15 protein-coding genes and 2 tRNA genes are annotated in these 19,631 nt (G+C 44.6%); 7 read left to right on the top strand and 10 right to left on the bottom strand.

The window, feature by feature from the left end; all coding sequences use genetic code 11:
- Positions 1 to 31 precede the first annotated feature (31 nt).
- From ACMFL8_RS01575 to ACMFL8_RS01560, 4 genes are all read right to left on the bottom strand, one after another.
- Positions 32 to 108 (bottom strand) — tRNA-Arg (locus tag ACMFL8_RS01575).
- 109 nt (positions 109 to 217) lie between these two features.
- A tRNA-Pro gene (locus tag ACMFL8_RS01570) sits at positions 218 to 294 on the bottom strand.
- Positions 295 to 522: 228 nt separating this feature from the next.
- Positions 523 to 2,109, bottom strand: coding sequence for an McrC family protein (locus ACMFL8_RS01565; RefSeq protein ID WP_413189908.1), 1,587 nt, complete (start codon positions 2,107 to 2,109; stop codon positions 523 to 525).
- A gap of 12 nt (positions 2,110 to 2,121) precedes the next feature.
- Positions 2,122 to 3,603 carry an McrB family protein gene (locus ACMFL8_RS01560; RefSeq protein ID WP_413189907.1) on the bottom strand — a complete coding sequence of 494 codons (1,482 nt, stop codon included), beginning with the start codon at positions 3,601 to 3,603 and terminating at the stop codon, positions 2,122 to 2,124.
- A 352-nt stretch (positions 3,604 to 3,955) separates the two neighbouring features.
- Between ACMFL8_RS01560 and ACMFL8_RS01555 the strand changes: the two genes are divergently transcribed.
- Entirely contained in the window at positions 3,956 to 4,684 is a 729-nt protein-coding gene (locus ACMFL8_RS01555) for a DUF4442 domain-containing protein (protein WP_240216580.1), read from the top strand.
- 186 nt (positions 4,685 to 4,870) lie between these two features.
- On the top strand, positions 4,871 to 5,359 hold the full coding sequence (locus ACMFL8_RS01550) for a RidA family protein (protein ID WP_413189906.1): 489 nt from the start codon (positions 4,871 to 4,873) through the stop codon (positions 5,357 to 5,359).
- A 125-nt stretch (positions 5,360 to 5,484) separates the two neighbouring features.
- Here the strand turns inward: ACMFL8_RS01550 and gspE are convergent, their stop codons facing one another.
- The gene (gspE, locus tag ACMFL8_RS01545) at positions 5,485 to 7,023 is read right to left on the bottom strand and encodes a type II secretion system ATPase GspE (protein WP_026037034.1); all 1,539 of its coding nucleotides are present in this window, start codon (positions 7,021 to 7,023) and stop codon (positions 5,485 to 5,487) included.
- Between the two features lie 395 nt (positions 7,024 to 7,418).
- On the opposite strand from gspE, the gene ACMFL8_RS01540 reads away from it, so the two are divergent.
- Both ACMFL8_RS01540 and ACMFL8_RS01535 read left to right on the top strand, forming a co-directional pair.
- The gene (locus ACMFL8_RS01540; protein ID WP_413189905.1) at positions 7,419 to 8,240 is read left to right on the top strand and encodes a thiazole synthase; all 822 of its coding nucleotides are present in this window, start codon (positions 7,419 to 7,421) and stop codon (positions 8,238 to 8,240) included.
- Positions 8,241 to 8,551: 311 nt separating this feature from the next.
- Positions 8,552 to 9,943, top strand: coding sequence for a WS/DGAT/MGAT family O-acyltransferase (locus tag ACMFL8_RS01535; RefSeq protein ID WP_413189904.1), 1,392 nt, complete (start codon positions 8,552 to 8,554; stop codon positions 9,941 to 9,943).
- 160 nt (positions 9,944 to 10,103) lie between these two features.
- Here the strand turns inward: ACMFL8_RS01535 and ACMFL8_RS01530 are convergent, their stop codons facing one another.
- Positions 10,104 to 10,931 (bottom strand): inositol monophosphatase family protein, encoded by an 828-nt coding sequence (locus ACMFL8_RS01530; RefSeq protein WP_010195855.1) that lies wholly within the window; start codon positions 10,929 to 10,931, stop codon positions 10,104 to 10,106.
- Between the two features lie 329 nt (positions 10,932 to 11,260).
- Entirely contained in the window at positions 11,261 to 13,366 is a 2,106-nt protein-coding gene (dxs, locus tag ACMFL8_RS01525) for a 1-deoxy-D-xylulose-5-phosphate synthase (protein ID WP_413189903.1), read from the bottom strand.
- 529 nt (positions 13,367 to 13,895) lie between these two features.
- Here dxs and ribA point away from each other — a divergent pair.
- The 3 genes from ribA to ACMFL8_RS01510 all read left to right on the top strand — a co-directional run bounded on the left by ribA (position 13,896) and on the right by ACMFL8_RS01510 (position 16,490).
- Positions 13,896 to 14,570 (top strand): GTP cyclohydrolase II, encoded by a 675-nt coding sequence (ribA, locus tag ACMFL8_RS01520; protein WP_201592600.1) that lies wholly within the window; start codon positions 13,896 to 13,898, stop codon positions 14,568 to 14,570.
- 137 nt (positions 14,571 to 14,707) lie between these two features.
- On the top strand, positions 14,708 to 15,628 hold the full coding sequence (hemF, locus tag ACMFL8_RS01515) for an oxygen-dependent coproporphyrinogen oxidase (RefSeq protein ID WP_413191357.1): 921 nt from the start codon (positions 14,708 to 14,710) through the stop codon (positions 15,626 to 15,628).
- A 385-nt stretch (positions 15,629 to 16,013) separates the two neighbouring features.
- Positions 16,014 to 16,490, top strand: a complete 477-nt coding sequence (locus ACMFL8_RS01510) for a c-type cytochrome (protein ID WP_201592598.1) — start codon at positions 16,014 to 16,016, stop codon at positions 16,488 to 16,490.
- Between the two features lie 137 nt (positions 16,491 to 16,627).
- On the opposite strand, the gene ACMFL8_RS01505 is transcribed toward ACMFL8_RS01510, so the two are convergent.
- From ACMFL8_RS01505 to ACMFL8_RS01495, 3 genes are all read right to left on the bottom strand, one after another.
- Positions 16,628 to 17,629 carry a mechanosensitive ion channel family protein gene (locus tag ACMFL8_RS01505; protein ID WP_413189902.1) on the bottom strand — a complete coding sequence of 334 codons (1,002 nt, stop codon included), beginning with the start codon at positions 17,627 to 17,629 and terminating at the stop codon, positions 16,628 to 16,630.
- A 70-nt stretch (positions 17,630 to 17,699) separates the two neighbouring features.
- On the bottom strand, positions 17,700 to 18,278 hold the full coding sequence (gene gloA, locus ACMFL8_RS01500) for a lactoylglutathione lyase (protein ID WP_413189901.1): 579 nt from the start codon (positions 18,276 to 18,278) through the stop codon (positions 17,700 to 17,702).
- Between the two features lie 255 nt (positions 18,279 to 18,533).
- The gene (locus ACMFL8_RS01495) at positions 18,534 to 19,172 is read right to left on the bottom strand and encodes a carbonic anhydrase (RefSeq protein WP_189583081.1); all 639 of its coding nucleotides are present in this window, start codon (positions 19,170 to 19,172) and stop codon (positions 18,534 to 18,536) included.
- Between the last annotated feature and the right edge of the window lie 459 nt (positions 19,173 to 19,631).

The following is a 19,631-nucleotide window of genomic DNA, read 5'->3' as shown; positions in this document are numbered from 1 at the left end:
TTGCCAAGGAAAGCAAGATTTGCAGGCTAAATGGTGCGCCTGGCAGGATTCGAACCTGCGGCCACCTCCTTAGAAGGGAGATGCTCTATCCAGCTGAGCTACAGGCGCTCTTAAAGGACTTTTACAAATTTTGATCTGCTTATAATATTAGAAATTTATAACATCAAAAACAATATCATTATACATAAAAAAAAGCCTGTAAGGCTCTTAAAATAGATGGTCGGAGTGATAGGATTCGAACCTACGACCCTCTGGTCCCAAACCAGATGCGCTACCAAACTGCGCCACACTCCGAAATTCTCTATTATCACGATAGTTAAGTTGATTAATTCGTTATCGGCAATGCCGCTAACTGCTTAATGTTCCTCGCTATCGAGGTGCACATATTAAGGGGAAAAGACGATGCTGTCAACACCTATTTTCAATTAATTCATAAATTAACCAAATTTTATTGAAATTGTTTTAAATAGCCGTTTTTCGCTGCGAGTCATGGTTAGTGAAACATAGTAATGATAGCGTCTATTATTCTTGCGGGAGCTTACCGTTCAACGTGCCACTCAAGACATCAAAGGGCACAAGCCACAGCTTTGCCACGTTTGAGGGATTGCTGTCACTATCGCCGCTTCCTTGAACTTGTTGTCTGAGTGCTACCGGTTGCCTGATGTTACCTTGCACCGGATAAACCAACCAGACCTGCCCTGCTTGATACGCTTGCGCATAACTGGTCAACTGATAGGCATCACTGGCACTAATCGCCCCTGAATGGCTCAGATGCTTCCACTTTATGTCGATCACATGGCTATAGTCGCGAGCCTTTTTCTCACTAGACGCACCACGATTATTTTTATTAGGATTCTCTTCACAATTTTTATCGTGATAAACATCATCTTGGTTTGGTGTCTGATGAATAAGTAAATCCGGACGGATAGATAAGCATGCCTGCCCTTCTGCATCATTCAACCACACGCTTTGTGCTTGATGCAGTGCTTTATAATTTAAATTTAATTGCTCAAACATCGAAGCGATACGTAAGCTTGCCCATTGCTCAAAAGCTTGATTCATATCAATCAGCAGACATAAACGTGGTCGTGATGAAGATTGATTAGAGGATAAGTTGGTATCAAGACCGCTGCCTGTCTCTATATTTGACTGCTGCAATAGCCAATAAGCCAAATCTAGCAATTGCTGGGCGGCGTTTGTTTGTAGTTGACTCAGGGGTTGCAGCGCTAGTTGGCGCTTTGCTTGCTGATATACCGACTCTAGTTGCTGCCGCTCATGGTAATTAAGCGCATGTACTGATTGCCAGAGCTGTATGGATTTCGGCGGCATGGCTGTTTGTAGGAGTGGTGCCAGCCATACCAATGCACTCTTGATCATGCGATTGCTCAGCATATTTTGGCTCAACACACTGCGCTCACAGACGAACTTATGCGGTTGTACACTATTGCGGCGCAGTTGCTCTTTGATCAACAGCCGACCTTGTAGCGTTGCCTGGTTATCCACCTGAGCCTGATAATGCTGGGTCGGTTGATAATATGCCAAACGCTGTAAAAACTGGTGTGCGAGCCAATCCGACAACGATGGTGCGCTTAGCGGCAGCGGCGTCACCTGCGCGTTAAATTGACCTAAGTTTTTTGTATTGGGCAGTTTGCTATGATATTGGTTACTGGTATTAATCAAGTCGGACAGCATATTTTGTACCCATTGACGGGCTTGTCTGATATCGCTAGCGCTATTTTGATGAGGTTCAAAAGACTGCTGCTGTGGCGTGCGACTGGTAGACGCTGAGGCAATCATCTTGGGCAAAATCTCAAGCGTCATACCGCTGGGCAATAACACTATGCCAATATAATGCCCGACCTTTAGCTGCCATTGTCCCTGCTTGCGTTTGATAGTAAATACGGCAAACTCTTGCGCCATCAACCACTGAAAATCAGACGCTTGCAAAAAATCATGAACCGTCAAACGCTGATGCTCAAATACCGTCATGATATTGGTATCAAGCACCTTCATAGTAGTGCTATTAACATTACTGGCGATACTGTTATTGGCGATACTGTTATTGACAGTACCATTCGTAAGGGCATATGCGACGCTATTGATGAACACTTGGCAACCTTATTAATATAAACGCTGGTAGACGGATGAATTGGTAAACTCGCCTGTCCTTGCGAGAAAATCTTCATTAATCTTATAGCTACCAGTATGCATCGACTGTCCTAAAAAGGCATTGTGACCGCTAAATAATTGACTTGATGTCATAGTATTCGTCTGGTCATTTATTTCGTCATCCAAATGCTGACTAATTGCCGCTTGGCTATCTTGTATAAACTGCGCCTTCATCGACTGCTGCTCATCTCTGAACACGTACTGCAAGATAGCGACTTGCCCGCCCGCCGCTTGTGCCAACTGTGGAATGATTTGTTCAATCAATGCGGTCTGTAGCTGCGCCAAACTCTGTACACCAAACAGAAATGCATGACCCAATTGTGCCTCCATCCCCAACGTTTGGCTAATGCGATTGTTTAAACCTGTCAGCAATTTGGTCAAATCTATGGATGCTGCTGACTGAGTGCTTTCTAGACTTTGATTGACGTTGCCAAAAGCGGTGATAATGGACAACAGTTCTGGCTTTGGCGGACAGTCAATAAAGCGAAAGCGACGCCGCAAAGCCATGTCTAATGGCGCTAAAGAATGGTCTTGGGTATTCATCGTGGCGTAGATATCGACATTGGCTGGCACACTAAAAGCGCGCCCAGAGTAGGCCAAATTAACACTCATAGCGTTTGCCGTGCCAGCTCGCTTATCTGCTTCAATTAGGCTGAGTAGCTCACCAAATACCCGTGAGACGTTGGCACGGTTAATCTCATCGATCAGCATGGCATAGCGCCGTTTAGGGTCACGCGCCGCACGCTGACAAAGCTTGAGGAACGCGCCATCTTGAATGGCGTAGCTCATTTGTGCTTGGTTATTGCTCATCTGATGAGGATTCGTCTGACCAGACGCCGCCATAACGGGGCGAATACCTTCAACAAATTCTTCATAACCATAGGCCTGATGAAAACTGACCATACTAAAACGCTGGTCACTAAAAGCATGGTGTTGGCTTGCGGTATTATCATGTTGCGCCTGCTGAAACTCTGCTAGTTTCTGCGATAAATCCTTTAGTAATGGCATACTCTCAGGGAGTAAATACCATGCCCCGCTATTGTCTTTATCAAAGTAGGCCTGGCTAGCACGGTTCTTGTAAGTGACCGTTTTTGAGCTGGTGGGACTGTGCATTTGCAGCACTGACCATGCCGTATTACTTAAATTTTTCTCACGTGCATTCTGTGCGGCTTTGGCGACAAAAAATTCATGACTGACGATTTCAGGTACTTTTACGAGGTCTTGTTTTTCAGAGTGAAAATCTAAAAACACCAAACATACCACATCACGCCAGCTTAGCGTTTGTAATAACTGTGCCAGCAAATCAGCCTCGTTTGCTCTCGGCAAATCGTCAGTGTATCGCTGAGCGATTTGTAGCAACTGGTAGGTTTTACCAGTACCAGCGACGCCAGTATAAATAATATTGGTCGGCTCATGAATCTCTCTCTCAGGCATAACGTCGTCCAGCATCCAAAATGGGTATCAAAAAAACAATAAAATCGTGCTAAAATACCACTATTACAGCATGGTTATTTTTACAGTTAGCAGCTTAATCTAACAGATAGCTTCGTCTAAAAGTATTTCACAAGCTCTCATCACTCCTAATTACCCCTGATTACCCTTAATTATATGGCTACGTTACTGGCATTTTATAAGCGCGGTAGTTCATGCTAATAATAGTAGTGACACTTAGGTTAAGGTAATATGGTCGCAATAGCAGTGACGATAATCTCTACCTCACTTGCCACTATCATGAAAATTTATCATGCTAAAATCTCATCTAACTGACCTAAATAAGGAATTTTGTATGTCAGGATTATTAAAAAGACTCCCTAGTAAGCTGACCAATAAATTGCCAGCCAACAACACTGACAGCACAAGATCGCCAGTCGAAAAACCCAATAGCACCCTTAAGCCAGTGAACAATCAATTCACCAAACTCTTATCGGTGACTAAATATTTACCCGCTGGCGCGCGCTCTACTATTTTATCCAAAGCTTTTGGCAAAGTGGTGCCGTATGTGGGCACGACGGGCGTCTATTATGAAACAGTCGACCCCAATCAAGTCGTGGTCAGCTTGAATAATAACAAAGCCGTGCAAAACCATATTGGCTCTATCCACGCTGTTGCCATCACTTTACTGGCTGAGACCGCAACGGGCTTTATTTTGGGCTTAAACCTACCTTCTGACCGTGTATTACTGATTAAATCTTACTCGATTAATTTTTATCGCCCGATCAAAAAAGGTCAAGTGGCCGCAGTGGCGACCTTGTCTGATGAGCAACGCTTGGACATTTTAAACACACCAAAAGGCGAGATGGTTATTCCTTGCGTGATCCATGACCGCGAGTCTGACAGTGATCGCGACCCTATCGTGGTTGAAATGCTATGGGCTTGGGTGCCGAAATCAGAGTTAGAAGCACGTCGCCAAGGACAAAACAATAAGTCCAAAACTGAGACTGAGCAATCTAGTGACTCTGCTGCTAATACAGCCACAGACAGCACGTCAGCTAAAAGTGATGATAAAATTAAATGATAACGTAACAACAAGCGCGCTACTTAATACTCTGCTTATAGCGCATTTTTGATCCATAAGCTTATACCATTCACAAAAAGAAGCGTAGCCAGAAAGACGAGTGAACGTACTACTTATTGTAGACTAAACGAGTTTGACGCCGCTAATCGTACTTTTTGGGTTTGGTATTATAATAAGGAGACAACGATGTCCACACATAACTATAAATTTACTACCAACCTGTCCAAGGCGCTCTTAGTGGCTGCGTGCTCGTTAGGATTTGCCGTTAGTACCAATGCCGCGCCCGCAACTAATAGCGCAAGTATTGCGAAATCTAGCCCTGTCTTTTTGGGTGATGGTGGCAACTATCCGTTTTCAGAAGCGGTACGTGTCGGCGACACTTTATACATGTCTGGACAAATCGGTTTTAAAGATGGCAAATTGGTCAAAGGCGGGATCAAAGCGGAAGCAAAACAAGCTTTAGACAACATCCATGCCACGCTACTAAAATACGGCTATCAAAAGTCTGACATCGTCAAATGTATGGCGATGCTGACGGATATGGACGACTTTGATGATTTTAATAAAGTCTATAAAGCTGAATTGGCTAAGCCCTACCCTGTACGCTCTGCGTTCGGTGTCGCAGAGTTGGCCGCTGGTGCTAGCGTTGAAGTCGAGTGCATCGCTGCAAAATAGTAACGCTATTAAAAATAAGCCAAACTGGCTTTTTCCATGACGCGGTTATTGAGTCAATTGACCTAACTTTTGACTCAATAACCGTTCTACTTTATACAATCACGCTTTATACAATCAATCACGCTTTATACAATCATATCATCAGTGAGTGCGCTTTCTTTGGTCACTCGCAACACTTCTTCTAACGTTGTCCTGCCTGCAATGACTTTACGCAACCCATCAGCACGTATCGATGGTGTCTGCTGGCGTGCGTATTCTTCTAGCTCGTACTCCGCCGTATTACTATGAATCATCCGTCGCAAGGTGTCGTCAACGGGAACGACCTCATATATCGCGGTACGACCTTTAAAACCCGATTGATTACATTTATCGCAGCCCACTGGTTTGGGTAAATTGATGACCTCAGCTGCCAAACCTTCAACACCCAACGGTATGCCAATTTCTGTAAATAATTTTGCCTGTTCGCTATCAGCAGGCTGCCACGTGTGGCAATGCGTACACAGCGTACGTACCAAACGCTGGGCGACCACACCGATGAGCGATGAGGATAATAAAAATGGCTCTACACCCATATCTTGCAAGCGCGTCACCGCACCGATGGCAGTATTGGTGTGCAATGTTGATAATACCAAATGCCCTGTCAATGACGCTTGTACCGCAATCTCAGCGGTCTCTAAATCGCGAATCTCACCAACCATTACCACATCGGGATCTTGGCGCAACATCGCGCGCAGACTCTTGGCAAAGGTCATATCAACTTTATTATTGACTTGTGTCTGCCCAATACCATCGAGCTGAAATTCAATCGGATCTTCTGCGGTCAGGATATTGCGGGTTTGATCGTTGAGGTCAGTTAATGCTGAGTATAGCGTGGTGGTTTTACCCGAACCTGTCGGCCCTGTGACCAAAATAATGCCATGGGGACGATGAATTAAGCGTTTGAGCTCGCTATAATCATTATCAGAGAGTCCCAAATAGGTCATGTTGAGGCGACCTGCTTGTTTATCGAGCAGACGCATCACGACCCGCTCACCAAAGCTCGATGGCAAGGTCGATACCCGCACATCTACTTCTCGTCCTGCTAAACGCAAACTGATACGCCCATCTTGTGGTACGCGCTTCTCAGCGATATCGAGCTTTGCCATGACCTTAATACGCGAGACCAATAGCGGTGCCAACTGGCGTTTTGGGGTGATGATTTCTTTTAACTCGCCATCGACGCGAAAGCGCACAACCAGACGTTTTTCAAAGGTTTCGATATGAATATCTGAGGCGTTGAGGCGAATCGCTTCGGACAGCAACGCATTGATCAGCCGAATAATAGGCGCATCGTCTTGCTGATCCATCAAGTCTTCAGTCTCGGGCACGCTATCCGCTAAACTATCGAGGTCAGGGTGATCTTCAAGCCCAGCAGCGATATGCTGTGATTCGCCCGTATTGCCTGCATAAGCGGCATTCATGCGTCTTTCAAAGTCATCGGCGCTGACGCTTTCGTAAGTCGGCACACCACGTATGCCCTGCTGCTGTAAAAAACGCACCGCCTCATTAATCGCTGACAATGGTGTGGCTTTGGTCAGCACTAAAGTCGGTGGCAGCTCAGGATCAATAGCAAGAATGACCAAGAGTTGATGGCGTTTGGCAAAACTGTACGGCAGTTGCATCATATAGTCGACCTGATAAATAGATATAACGTCAGAAATAAAAGCCTTTTCATGCTTCACAAGGGCATTGTGCGCCTAATTGACTAAAGCAAAAAAGACTGCAAGTAAGCGCGCATGAGTTTGTTATAATAACATTTTGTTTTGAGCGAGTAGCATTTTATGTGGCTGGCTTATTTGCTAACCGCTTTATACTCAATAAGACTACCATGTGATTTCTTATTTTGCTGACAATGCGTTACTATTAGTTAGTCAGTAATTAGCCAGTCAGTCAGTAATTACCATCTACGAGTTGACGGCTATTAATTAATAACTAGTGATTAACACTCGCTTCTTAACGGCTTACATTGTTAACACTTTTTTTGTCCAACCCTGCACCCTCGCTATTAGGATTCTCAGTTATGTCACAGGCTTCCACTGCTACCATCCCTATGCCACTTTCCCAAGACACCTTCACTGTCGGTAGTCGTACATTTTCGTCGCGACTGTTGGTCGGTACAGGCAAATATAAAGATATGACTGAGACAGGGGCTGCCATTGGTGCCTCAGAAGCAGAAATTGTCACCGTCGCCATTCGCCGCACCAATATCGGTCAGAATAGTGACGAGCCCAACTTGCTTGATGTGATCTCCCCTGACAAATACACCATTTTACCCAACACTGCAGGCTGTTTTGACGCTGAAACCGCGATTCGTACTTGCAAGCTTGCTCGCGAATTATTGGGCGGACACAATCTGGTTAAGCTGGAAGTCTTGGGTGATGAAAAAACCCTTTATCCTAATATCATGGAAACCTTAAAAGCCGCAAGAGTGCTGATTGATGACGGCTTTGAGGTCATGGTTTATACCTCAGACGATCCAATTGTCGCGCAAGAGCTTGAAAGCATGGGCTGCGTGGCGATCATGCCGCTTGGTAGCTTGATTGGCTCGGGTCTTGGTTTGCTCAATCGCCACACCCTTAGTCTCATTATCGAAAACGCCAAAGTGCCCGTGTTGGTTGATGCCGGTGTCGGCACGGCTTCTGATGCAGCGATTGCTATGGAGCTTGGCTGCGATGGCGTGTTGATGAACTCAGCGATTGCTAATGCTCAAAACCCAGTGATGATGGCTCATGCGATGAAGCACGCTGTGTGGGCAGGACGTCAGGCTTTCTTAGCTGGTCGTATGCCGATGCGCAAAATGGCCATTGCCAGCTCACCGCAAACAGGCTATTTTTTCCAGTAGCTGTCGGCTGGGTTGCTGGTTAGCATAGCGTTTTTAATACATATTTTTAATGAAAAACCAGTGATAAACTAATAAGATAGAAACCACATAACGCTGATGGGTGCCATGACATTTTATTAAATCATGGTTTTAGTAGCCATCCAAATAGCCACTTATTGATGATGGTCAGTCCACAATAGTATCGATACAATAAGACTGAGTGTAAGCAATACCTTACTTAGTATGGCTTACAAGGTTATCGCTGTAGCGATTTTATAATGGGCAGACCATATATTTTTTATTGAAAACTTATCGCCATAAAAGGATTTATTATGCGACTACTCACCGCTGTTGACCAGTTATTCTTACTTCTTGAGTCGCGTAAACAACCCATGCACGTGGGAGGATTGTTCTTATTCGAGTTACCACAGGATGGGCAAAATGAGGATGGTGACTTTGTCAATCAGCTCGTGCAGCAGATGCAAACCGCCACGGTACCGCCAAGCTTTCCTTTCAACCAAGTGCTCGACAGACTGGTGTTTTGGAAAGAAGATGAAGAGTTCGATGTGGAGCATCATTTCCGTCATGTCGCGCTGCCAAATCCCGGGCGTGTTCGTGAACTGTTGATGTATATCTCGAAAGAGCATAGCCGTTTGCTAGATCGCGCCATGCCTTTGTGGGAATGTCATATTATCGAAGGTATTTTGCCTGAATCCGAGGGTAGACCTGAACGTTTTGCCTTATATTTTAAAATCCATCATTCATTAGTCGATGGTGTTGCAGCCATGCGTCTGGTCGAAAAATCCTTATCACAATCACCCACTGAACCTGTCAGTTTACCGATATGGTCATTGATAGCGCGTCATCGTAAATCAGTGGATAAGTTATTACCCGCTGACCGCTCTATAACCAGTATCTTAAAAGAGCAATTATCTACCATCAAGCCCGTCTTTACCGAACTGCTCGACAACTTTAAGCATGGTGATGATGAAGGTTATGTCGGTACCTTCGATGCACCCATGAGTATTCTCAACCAACGTATCTCAGCCTCACGGCGCATTGCCGCTCAATCTTATGATATGCAGCGCTTTCGTGTCATCGCTGATGCATTTGAGGTTAATGTTAATGACGTGGTATTGGCTGTTTGTGCAGGCGCGCTGCGTCGCTATTTGCTCTCTATGAATGCCTTGCCGACTAAGCCATTGATCGGCTTTGTACCGATGTCTTTACGTTGCGATGAAAGTGCATCGGGCAATCAGATTTCATTTTTGATGGCAAATCTGGGCACGCACTTAGACGACCCAGCCAAGCGTCTACAATTGATTTATAAGAGTATGAATAGTGGTAAACGTCGCTTTAGACGTATGAACAAAGCGCAAATTATCAACTATAGCGCGATCGCTTATGCGTGGGAAGGCATCAACGTACTGACAGGTTTATTCCCCAGAAAGCAGGCGTTTAACCTCATTATCTCGAATGTGCCAGGCTCTAAAAAACCCTTATATTGGAATGGCGCACCGCTAAAAGCACTATACCCAGCCTCAATTATCGTTGATGGACAAGCGCTGAATATCACGCTTTCTAGCTATCAAGATAAAATCGAATTTTGTATTACTGCTTGTAGCAAGCTGCTACCGCACGTTCAAGACATGCTAGGGTTACTTGAAGAAGAGCTAATCTTATTGGAAGGTATCAGCGAGGCTAAGACTGTAGCGGCAAATTAATAAAGTCTATAAGTAGAAAAATATCTAAGCTATTACGCAATAAAAAAGCTGGCACCATTATGGCGCCAGCTTTTTTTATGTCGAAAACTTGAAGGCTAGGAATATTACTGACTCATCATTTGAGCATATATCACGCCATCACAAGTTTATCGAGGACTTACTATACCGCGTCACCCCATATTGGGACAACCACTTGCATCAGTGGTTTTAGCAGTTTGATGTTGCACGCAAAGATAGAGCCTGAAGTCATTGAGTCGTGTGCACCAGTATGATCGACGACCACACCACGTGCCTCAGTTACGATAAGCTCACCAGCAGCGATGTCCCACGGCTTGATAGACATCTCAAAATAACCATCGAAACGACCAGCGGCCACATAGCATAAATCAAGTGCCGCTGAGCCTAAACGACGAATTTGACCGCCCGCTTCAGAGACTTTCTGTAGGCTTTCAAAATGCTCTTTCGCATAAGAGACAATTTCACCATTGCGCTTACGCTCAAGCGGATGACCCGTAGTAAATAGACCACCATCAAGTGTTTTGCGTTCGCTCACTTGCATACGGCGATTGTTCAAGCGCGCGCCTTTACCGCGGCTAGCAGAGAACATCTCATCACGGACTGGATCATAGACCACGCCATGTTGGGTAACGCCTTTATGCTGTACAGCAATCGATACGCAGAACTGCGGCACACCATGGACGAAGTTTTTGGTGCCATCTAGCGGATCGATAATCCAGCACCAGTCAGCGTCTTCGCCGCGACCTTCTTGCATACCAAACTCTTCACCCAAAAACGAATGATTCGGATAGCTGGCTTTTAGCGTCTCAATCGTCAGCTCTTCACTGAAACGATCAATACGTGTGACCAATCCATCAAGTCCTTTTGACTCGATATCCAATTCGATTTTGTGGCGGTTTTGATGCGCATATAAAATCTCTTTACCAACTTTTTCAGCAGTACGTGCTGCGATGACGACCATGGGTTCCATAAATAACCTATTTGCTTGATGAATGAATATAAAAATAAGACTAACTTTGTGCCCACAACATGCCAATTAGACTAGCCGCATCACACCACATCTATGCGATTTAAAAACGTGTCTTTTATAAATAAAAACTTATAAACGACAACCGCATTATACTAAAATTGTTCGATAAAAACGAAAAAACCATTACGCTCACAAAACCAACCATTATTTTGGTGGTCGTCACGAACTGCGCAAGTTGTAAAAAAGTCAGCACCCACGGCTAAGTAGGCGTTATATCTATTGATCAAGCTATCTGTTTTTTTAATTAAACAGGTCGCTATCAAAACATTTCACGATAATAAGTTTTGTAGTTGGCCAACCACGCCTTGGACATCTAAACCACAATCAGCCCATTGCTCAGCTTGTGAACCATGCGCGATAAAGCGATCAGCGATGCCAATATTACAGACAGCCGGACGACTATTTTTAAAGGCTAGCGATTCGTTAAGCAAATACTCATTGACCGCACTACCCGCGCCGCCCATCGTCATATGCTCTTCTAAGGTCGCGATATGCGTGATACCTTGCTCAAGTAATGTTTCGAGCAATTTAGTATCTAACGGTTTTACCCAGCGCATATTGACCACATGCACCTGACAGTCTGGTTCTGAGTGTAGTTCTGCATCATCATTGGTGATAGCTTGTGCTGCTTGTTGAGCCGTCGCAACCATCGTGCCAAATGCCAGTAGCGCCAGTTTTTTAGGCGCATTGTCGTTACCTAATACTGCCTCTACCACTGCTTCGCCGATGTTATAAGTTTGTGCTGGCTGAGTAATAATAGCCCCAGTACCGACACCGCGCGGATAGCGTACGGCTGTACAACCTTGGTACTCATAACAGGTATTAAGCAAATGGTAGCATTCGTTCTCGTCTTTTGGCGCAGCAATCACCATGTTGGGCACGCAGCGTAAAAAGGCAAAATCAAAGACGCCTGCATGAGTAGCGCCATCTTCACCAACCAGACCCGCGCGATCGATAGCAAAGGTCACATCAAGGTTTTGCAACGCCACATCATGAATCAGCTGATCATAACCACGTTGCAAGAACGTCGAATAAATCGCCACGATAGGTTTAACGCCTTGGGTCGCCATACCAGCGGCCAGCGTCACCGCATGTTGTTCAGCGATAGCAACATCAAAAAAACGCGTTGGGAAATGATGAGCAAAGTCGATCATCCCCGAGCCTTCTTCCATAGCAGGCGTAATAGCCAACAACTTATCGTCTGTCACCGCTTTATCACATAGGAACTGGCCGAATACTTGCGAGTACTTTAAGGCAGGCCTAGTTTTTGGAATGTCAGTTTTTGGAATGCTAATTTCTGGAATATTAGTTGCTGAAACTTTGCCTTCTGTAGGTTTTGCTTCATCATCTTCGACAGGCAATTTACCGATAGCATGATAGCCAACTGGATCTAATTCAGCTGGCGCAAAACCCTTGCCTTTAGTGGTATAAATATGGACTAACACCGGACCCTTTACTTGCTTGGCAAGCGACAATACTCGTAGCAGCTCAGGCACATTATGTCCGTCAAAGGGACCAAAGTAAGTAAAGCCAACCGCTTTGAATAAATTGTCTTCTAGCTGCGGCACATCGCGCATTTCTTTATGGCGTTTACGGCGGTCAAACGCTTGCATATCAGGGCGCTGGCATAGCACTGGCTCGCCTGCATCAGAGATATCAACTTGATAACCTGATTCCCACAGCATGGCTAAATGCCGTGAAAAGCCACCGATAGAACAAGATATCGACATATCGTTGTCATTTAAAATAACCAACAGATCCGCATCTTGTTGCACCGCATCATTCATGGCTTCAAATGCCATACCACCGGTCATCGCACCGTCACCAATAATACAAGCCACGGTTTGCGCGCGGCCTTGGTAACGCAGCGCCAGACTCATGCCTAGACCAGCTGAAATGGAAGTCGATGAATGCCCAACGCCGAACGTATCGTAAGCTGACTCAGCACGCTCAGGAAAAGCGGTCAAACCGTCTTTAGAACGAATCGTTCCGAGCTTATCGCGGCGACCTGTCAGTACTTTATGCGCATAAGCTTGGTGACCCACATCCCAAACGATCTGATCTTGCGGCGCATCTAAGAGGTAATGCAGCGCAATCGTCAGCTCAACCACCCCTAAATTTGCACCGAAATGTCCGCCACTCTGACCCGCTGAATACAATAAAAAAAGCCGCAATTCATCAGCCAAATTAATAAGCTGCGCGGTAGTAAATTTTTTCAGATCAGAGGGCGTATTGATCGCATCGAGTAGCGGTGTATGAGGACGCACACGTGGAATCACTGCATACGTCTGTTGCAGACTGGATAGCTTAGCAGCAGACTCCATGGCTGACGCAGATACTGACTGAGACTGTGGGGAATAAGGTGACTGCTGCATAAACCGTACGATACCTACCAATCTGCTGACAAGGGATTACCCTAGAATATTACTATGGTTATCAATAACTAAGTGGCGTTAATAATAGTGGCGTTAATAATAGCAATAATCACGACACCATGATGGATGTCATTGACTATAAAATTACTGATAGCGCTCATCGCTTATATAATGACGCATAGCAATAAGTACGCCGCCATAATAGACGACGATGGTCTTAACGCTGTGACACCAAGTATTGCTATTATGCCTCATTGTCTGGCATCAATATCAGACGTTAGTGACGACATAGTAATGTAAGGGCAAAGACTTGTCACTGTATCCGTTAAAATAGTATGGCATAATAGCATTATTTTTTAATTGTCGCTTTAATCATCGTGCGTCGTCTGTGAACTTTGTGTGTTTTTATAATAAGCGCTATAAACACGTTGTCTTCACGAACCGGTTATATTGATAACCTCTTAACCATAATAATATGGCTATGCCAAAATCCGCTACCGCCTCGATGATCGGCTCATGTAGGACATTAATGTCATATCAATTTATCACCAGCGCCACACTACCTACTCGTCACGGCGAGTTTGATATCCATATCTTTGAAAATGAAGACGGTCAAGAGCATGTGATGCTGACGGTCGGTCTGTCTGTGGTTGAGCAAAATAAAGACGCTGTCGATGTCTTGACGCAAAAGCAGGACACGCTAGCAGAACGACCTATCCCATTGGTGCGTATTCACTCTGAATGCTTGACCGGTGATGCATTTAGTTCATTGAAGTGTGACTGTGGCCCCCAGCTTAATACAGCGATGCAAGCGATACAAGAAACCGGTTACGGGGCAATTCTTTACCTGCGCCAAGAAGGTCGCGGCATTGGGCTGACCAATAAAATCCGTGCCTATGCGCTGCAAGATCAAGGGCATGATACCTTAGATGCCAATCTGATGTTAGGCTTGCCTGCTGACGCGCGCGTTTATGATATGTGCAGCCCGATGCTCGCCCATGTGGGCGTTGATGCGGTGAGACTGATCACCAATAATCCAGACAAAGTTGCTTATTTGACTGCCCATGGCATCGATGTCGTGGAGCGCGTACCATTGGTCGTTGGTGTTAATGACATGAATGCAGACTATCTGGCCACCAAGCGTGATCGTATGGGACATTTACTCGATAAAGAATTCAATACTGCAATACACCTGAATAAATAGATATTTTTATGAACAATCAAAATTTAGACAACAATGCAAACCCCTTAACTACAGACTCTGCAAACCTAGAATCGAAGAACCTAGAATCGAAAAAACTGCAGTCGAAGAAAACAGTCACTCCGACCAGCGATGATATCATGCGAGTGCGTGCGTTTTTAGTTGATTTACAGGCGCGTATTTGCCAAGCGTTAGAAGCACAGGAGCGCGACGGTGGAGGTACTGCAACTTTTGTTCCCGACGATTGGGAGCGTCCTGAAGGCGGCGGTGGTAGGTCCTGTGTATTGGCAGACGGTGAGGTTATCGAAAAAGCGGGAGTCATGTTTAGCCATATTCATGTCCATAACCTGCCCGCCTCAGCCACCGCGCGTCACCCCGATATTGCAGGTCGCAAAGCACAAGCCATGGGTGTGTCATTGGTTGTTCATCCCAAAAACCCCAATGTCCCTACCAGTCATGCCAACGTACGCTTGTTCATCGCCGAAGCCGAGGGCGAAGCACCTATTTGGTGGTTCGGCGGTGGTTTTGATTTGACGCCGTTCTATCCAGTACTAGCCGACTGTGTACACTGGCATCAAGTCTGTTATGACTTGTGTGCGCCTTTTGGAGATAATATCTACGCTGATTTTAAACAGTGGTGTGATGAGTATTTCCATTTGCGCCATCGTGATGAGCAACGCGGTATCGGTGGTCTATTCTATGATGATGTCAATACTGATAGCCGTGGCTGGGACTTTGAGACTTGCTTTAACTTTATGAAAGCCGTGGGCAATGGTTATCTTGACGGTATCATGCCGATTTTTGAACAGCGTAAAAATACGCCTTATACCGAAGCACAGCGTGAGTTTCAGCTCTATCGCCGTGGTCGCTACGTCGAGTACAATCTGGTCTACGATCGCGGAACGCTATTTGGACTACAGAGCAACGGGCGCATCGAGTCAATTCTAGTCAGTATGCCGCCGCTTGCCAGCTGGCATTATCGTTTTGAGCCTACGGAAGGAACGTCTGAATTTGAGTTGACCAATTATTATTTAAAACCTCGTGATTGGTTAGCGCTATAGGTGTTGTAAATATCACGGCATTCATACTTTTGGAAAACATTAAGAAGGTCAGCTACTATCGCTGGCTTTTTTTATTGTCCGTACTGTTTAAACAACCCACCCTCTCGTCGTTATTGTAAAAAATATGTTGCGTAACTACCATACAATCGTCAAAGCCAACCATAAGTAGCCATACCCAAGTTAAGTTATACTTATTTAAAATATTACGAGGATATAACAACTATATAATTCCCATCGCCCAGATAACCGTTACAATAGAAGGCATTCTTTATTAGCAACTGTGCTCAAAAGAATTTTAGGCAGTATTTTGTATAACTATATTTTACGACAAAGCGAGCGTTTGTAATCGCGCTTACTATTAGCCAAGTTTAAAGGAGTAAGTCATATGGCACAGGTTTATACCAACAAATCTTTCAAATCTCTGGTTAGCATTACTTTGATGGCAGCTGCACTGGGTCTAACGGCCTGTAGCACCTCAACAGAATCTAACCCTGACGTGCAAGCGCGTCAAGACACTATGAAAAACTGGGGCGATGCAATGGGCGTCATGGGTGATATGGCAAAAGCACCTGACACATTTGATTCTGAAGTATTTAAAGAGCAAGCGGCGTTCTTAGCAGAAGATTCCGCCAAGCCTTGGAGTCATTTTGAAGATCCAGAAGCGGTAGGTAATACTACTGAAGCGGTTTGGTCTAATGCGGATGAGTTCCGTGCAGAAGCCGACAACTTCCAAAAAGTCACTGCTGAGCTAAGCGCTACCGCACAAACTGCCACTAGCATGGATGATGTTAAACCTGCCTTTGGTCAAGTTGGTGCAAGCTGCAAATCATGTCATACAGATTTCCGAGCTAAAACTGAATAAATACCCGTTGATTGATAACAAAAAAACCGCCGTATCCTTTGATATGGCGGTTTTTTTAATGTCGTTTGAAAGTTCGATTACTTAGGCAATAGATTTGGCAAGTCTATCGAACAAACAAAATTGCCTCACCAGTTCAACTACTCTGTCGCTGCTTTATTAACATCAACAGCTTGTTGCTCATTTTGTTGCTCATTTTGTTGCTCATTGATTTTATTGACAATCGCTTTCACGGACGGATCACTCAAATCGATCGTGCGTATCGGGAATGGAATATTGATCTCTGCTGCATCAAGCGCATTTTTAATCTCTACAATAACTTGGTGAATAGAGGCAACCTTATTGGCCTGCGTACCATCTTCAATAAACCAGCGCACCATCAGATCCATAGACGATCCGCCAAATCCCGTTGCAATCACGCTTGGCTTAGATTTAGTGGAAACACTACCCACTTTATCCAATGCTTGCATAATCTCAGCTTTCGCCGCTTCGATATCATCTTCATAACCAATGCCGACCGCCACTTGTAAACGACGCTGTTTGTAGGCGGTATTGACCGTCAATGCTGAGGTATATAGGTCTGAGTTTGGGATAACGACTTGTCGACCATCATAAGTCTTGATGGTGGTTGCACGGATTTTAATATCCTCAACTGTTCCCTCATATTCTCCAGAAACGATCTGATCGCCAATACGAAACGGCTCCGAGATGAGTAGCAAAATACCCGATAGTAAGTTTTGAAAAATATCTTTGAAAGCAAAACCAATCGCGACCGAACCAATACCGAGTGCGCCAATCAGCTTGGCAGGCGTAAATCCTGGTACGGCGATCACCATGGCAATCATGAAACCAATAAAAATAATCAGCGCGCCGCCTACCCGTTGAAACACTTTGACCAAGTTCTGATGCCGACTACGGCTACCCAGCAATTTGTAGACGATTTTTTTGAAGACGATTGATAGAAACCAAAAAATCAGAACAACGATAATCGACGCTATAAAGTACGGAATACGCTCAACAAAGCCGATAAATATTCCATTCGCCGAATCAATAATACTTTGATAAGTAAAAACATCAGTCGTTGTCGCTGAGTTAATCGTCGCTGGATCAGCAGCAGTAGGGTTTGCCTCAGGGCTGGGCATGCAGGGATCACTCCTTAAATTATTAAACTTTTTTATTCATTAATGCTTATATTTTTTAACTGTCTAACATCTAGCGCATCAAATCTGCTTGTACGATTTCAATCCAGTAGCCGTCGACGTCTTTGATAAAGGCAATGTTTTTCATACTACCCTCTTCTGGACGTTTTTTGAATTCGACATCATTTTTATCAAACCAAGCAACGGCCTCATCTAAACTCGGTACGCTAAAGCAAATATGCCCAAAGCCTTGTGGTTCGCCATTGCCATCGTGATAGCTGAAGTCAGCCTTTGTCTCAGTACCGTAATTATGGGTCAATTCTAAAATTCCGCGTTGACGGAACGCAAATATTTCTAAGTCGTCACCAGTGGGCAAATTGTCCCGCTCACTCTCAGTTAACTGGGCCAAAAAGTATAAATCAAAACCCATATCAGGGAACTTTTTTACCGCCAGCAAGGTCATACCAAGAACACCAGTATAAAACGCTAATGATTTTGCAGGGTCTTTCACGCGTAGCATCGTATGGTTAAAAGTAAAGCCAGTGGTTTGTCCGGCAATCGACTGCACACCATCGGCCTTAACACTGTTTGCGGGCTGCGCGACCGTTGCTTCATTATGCACATTTTCTGAATGGGACACTGAAGTAGACATGTTTATCCTAATAGTTGAAGAGTTATTAATATTGAAAGACCAGAAAATCATGGTTGTCATGATTGGCTTGAAACTCTCATCATAATAAAAAATCGCGGGACTAGTGATAGGGTTTTGTAAGAGCTGATAGTCTATACAGTCAATCGATAGGGATATTTATATGAAATAACTCGGTGTAGCCGCACAAACCATACATCAAATAAGAGTAAGGCAGGCGCGACTTTATTAATAAGTTTATTAATAAAAGAATAACTATTAACTGTCTAAAAACCGTACTTTTCCTGTCTCTAAATCATACTCTGCACCAACGACCAATAACTGACCACTGCTGGTCAAATCCTCTAACGCTCGCGAACCATGCTTGAGCTGGCTGACCGACATGCGCACGTTGGCACGTATCGAGCGATCGACCAGCTCATCAGCATCGACATCTTGACCATTGGCAGTGGCGAGCTCATGAAGGTTGTAGACGCTTGGGCGAATACGATCGACGATTGACTGTAAGTTTGGCGAATAATTTTGCTCAGGATTAATCAGCGCCTCGACGCAAGCAGTGACAGCGCCGCAATGCGAATGTCCTAAGACCACCACCAATTTTGTGCCAAACTTTTCGGCGGCAAACTCTACCGAACCGATTTGTGAAGGCGCAACCACATTACCCGCTACTCGAATAACAAACAAATCACCCAAGCCTTGATCAAATACAATCTCGACTGGTACGCGGGCATCCGAGCAACCCAAAATGATGGCCAGCGGGTCTTGATCGCTCACGAGTTCTGGACGTCGTTGCATCATTGGATCAGTGTTCGTCAGGCTATCGACGTAGCGCGCATTACCGTCTCTTAGTAGTTCTAGCGCTTCTAGACCTGTTTGTGGACGAGTATCATTAGGCATAAAGGGTCCTTGATTATCAAATGATTAGAATAATAAATCTCTGTTTTTTGACCATAGCTTGGCTAGGGCGTGTCTTCATTTCAAAAGTGGTGATAAAAATGAGATAAATTGCCGTCAAACAAGAAAAATAGCGCAGATAATATCGGGATATTAACAAGCTATTTGACGATGTTTGGCAAGATTTAGCCATTTTTAGCCCATTTAAATGACTATCGAGTGAATTGAAGACACGCCCTAAGCATTTTGCCATGCACAGCCGGCACATTTTATTTCTTAGCCACAAAATGATTGTATAGGAATAAAAGCAGAAAAATAATAAAAAAATCGCTTTTAATCTCACTAGGGCGTGTCTTGATTTTAAAAACTATTATAAAAATGAGATAAATTGCCGTCAAGCGAGAAAAATAGCATGGATAATCTCAGGAGATTAAACAGCTATTTGACGCTGTTTGGCAAAAT

Origin of the sequence: Psychrobacter sp. AT9 (assembly GCF_047272965.1) — a bacterium.
Lineage (GTDB): Bacteria > Pseudomonadota > Gammaproteobacteria > Pseudomonadales > Moraxellaceae > Psychrobacter > Psychrobacter glaciei.
This window is presented reverse-complemented; position numbering and strand designations above follow the sequence as displayed.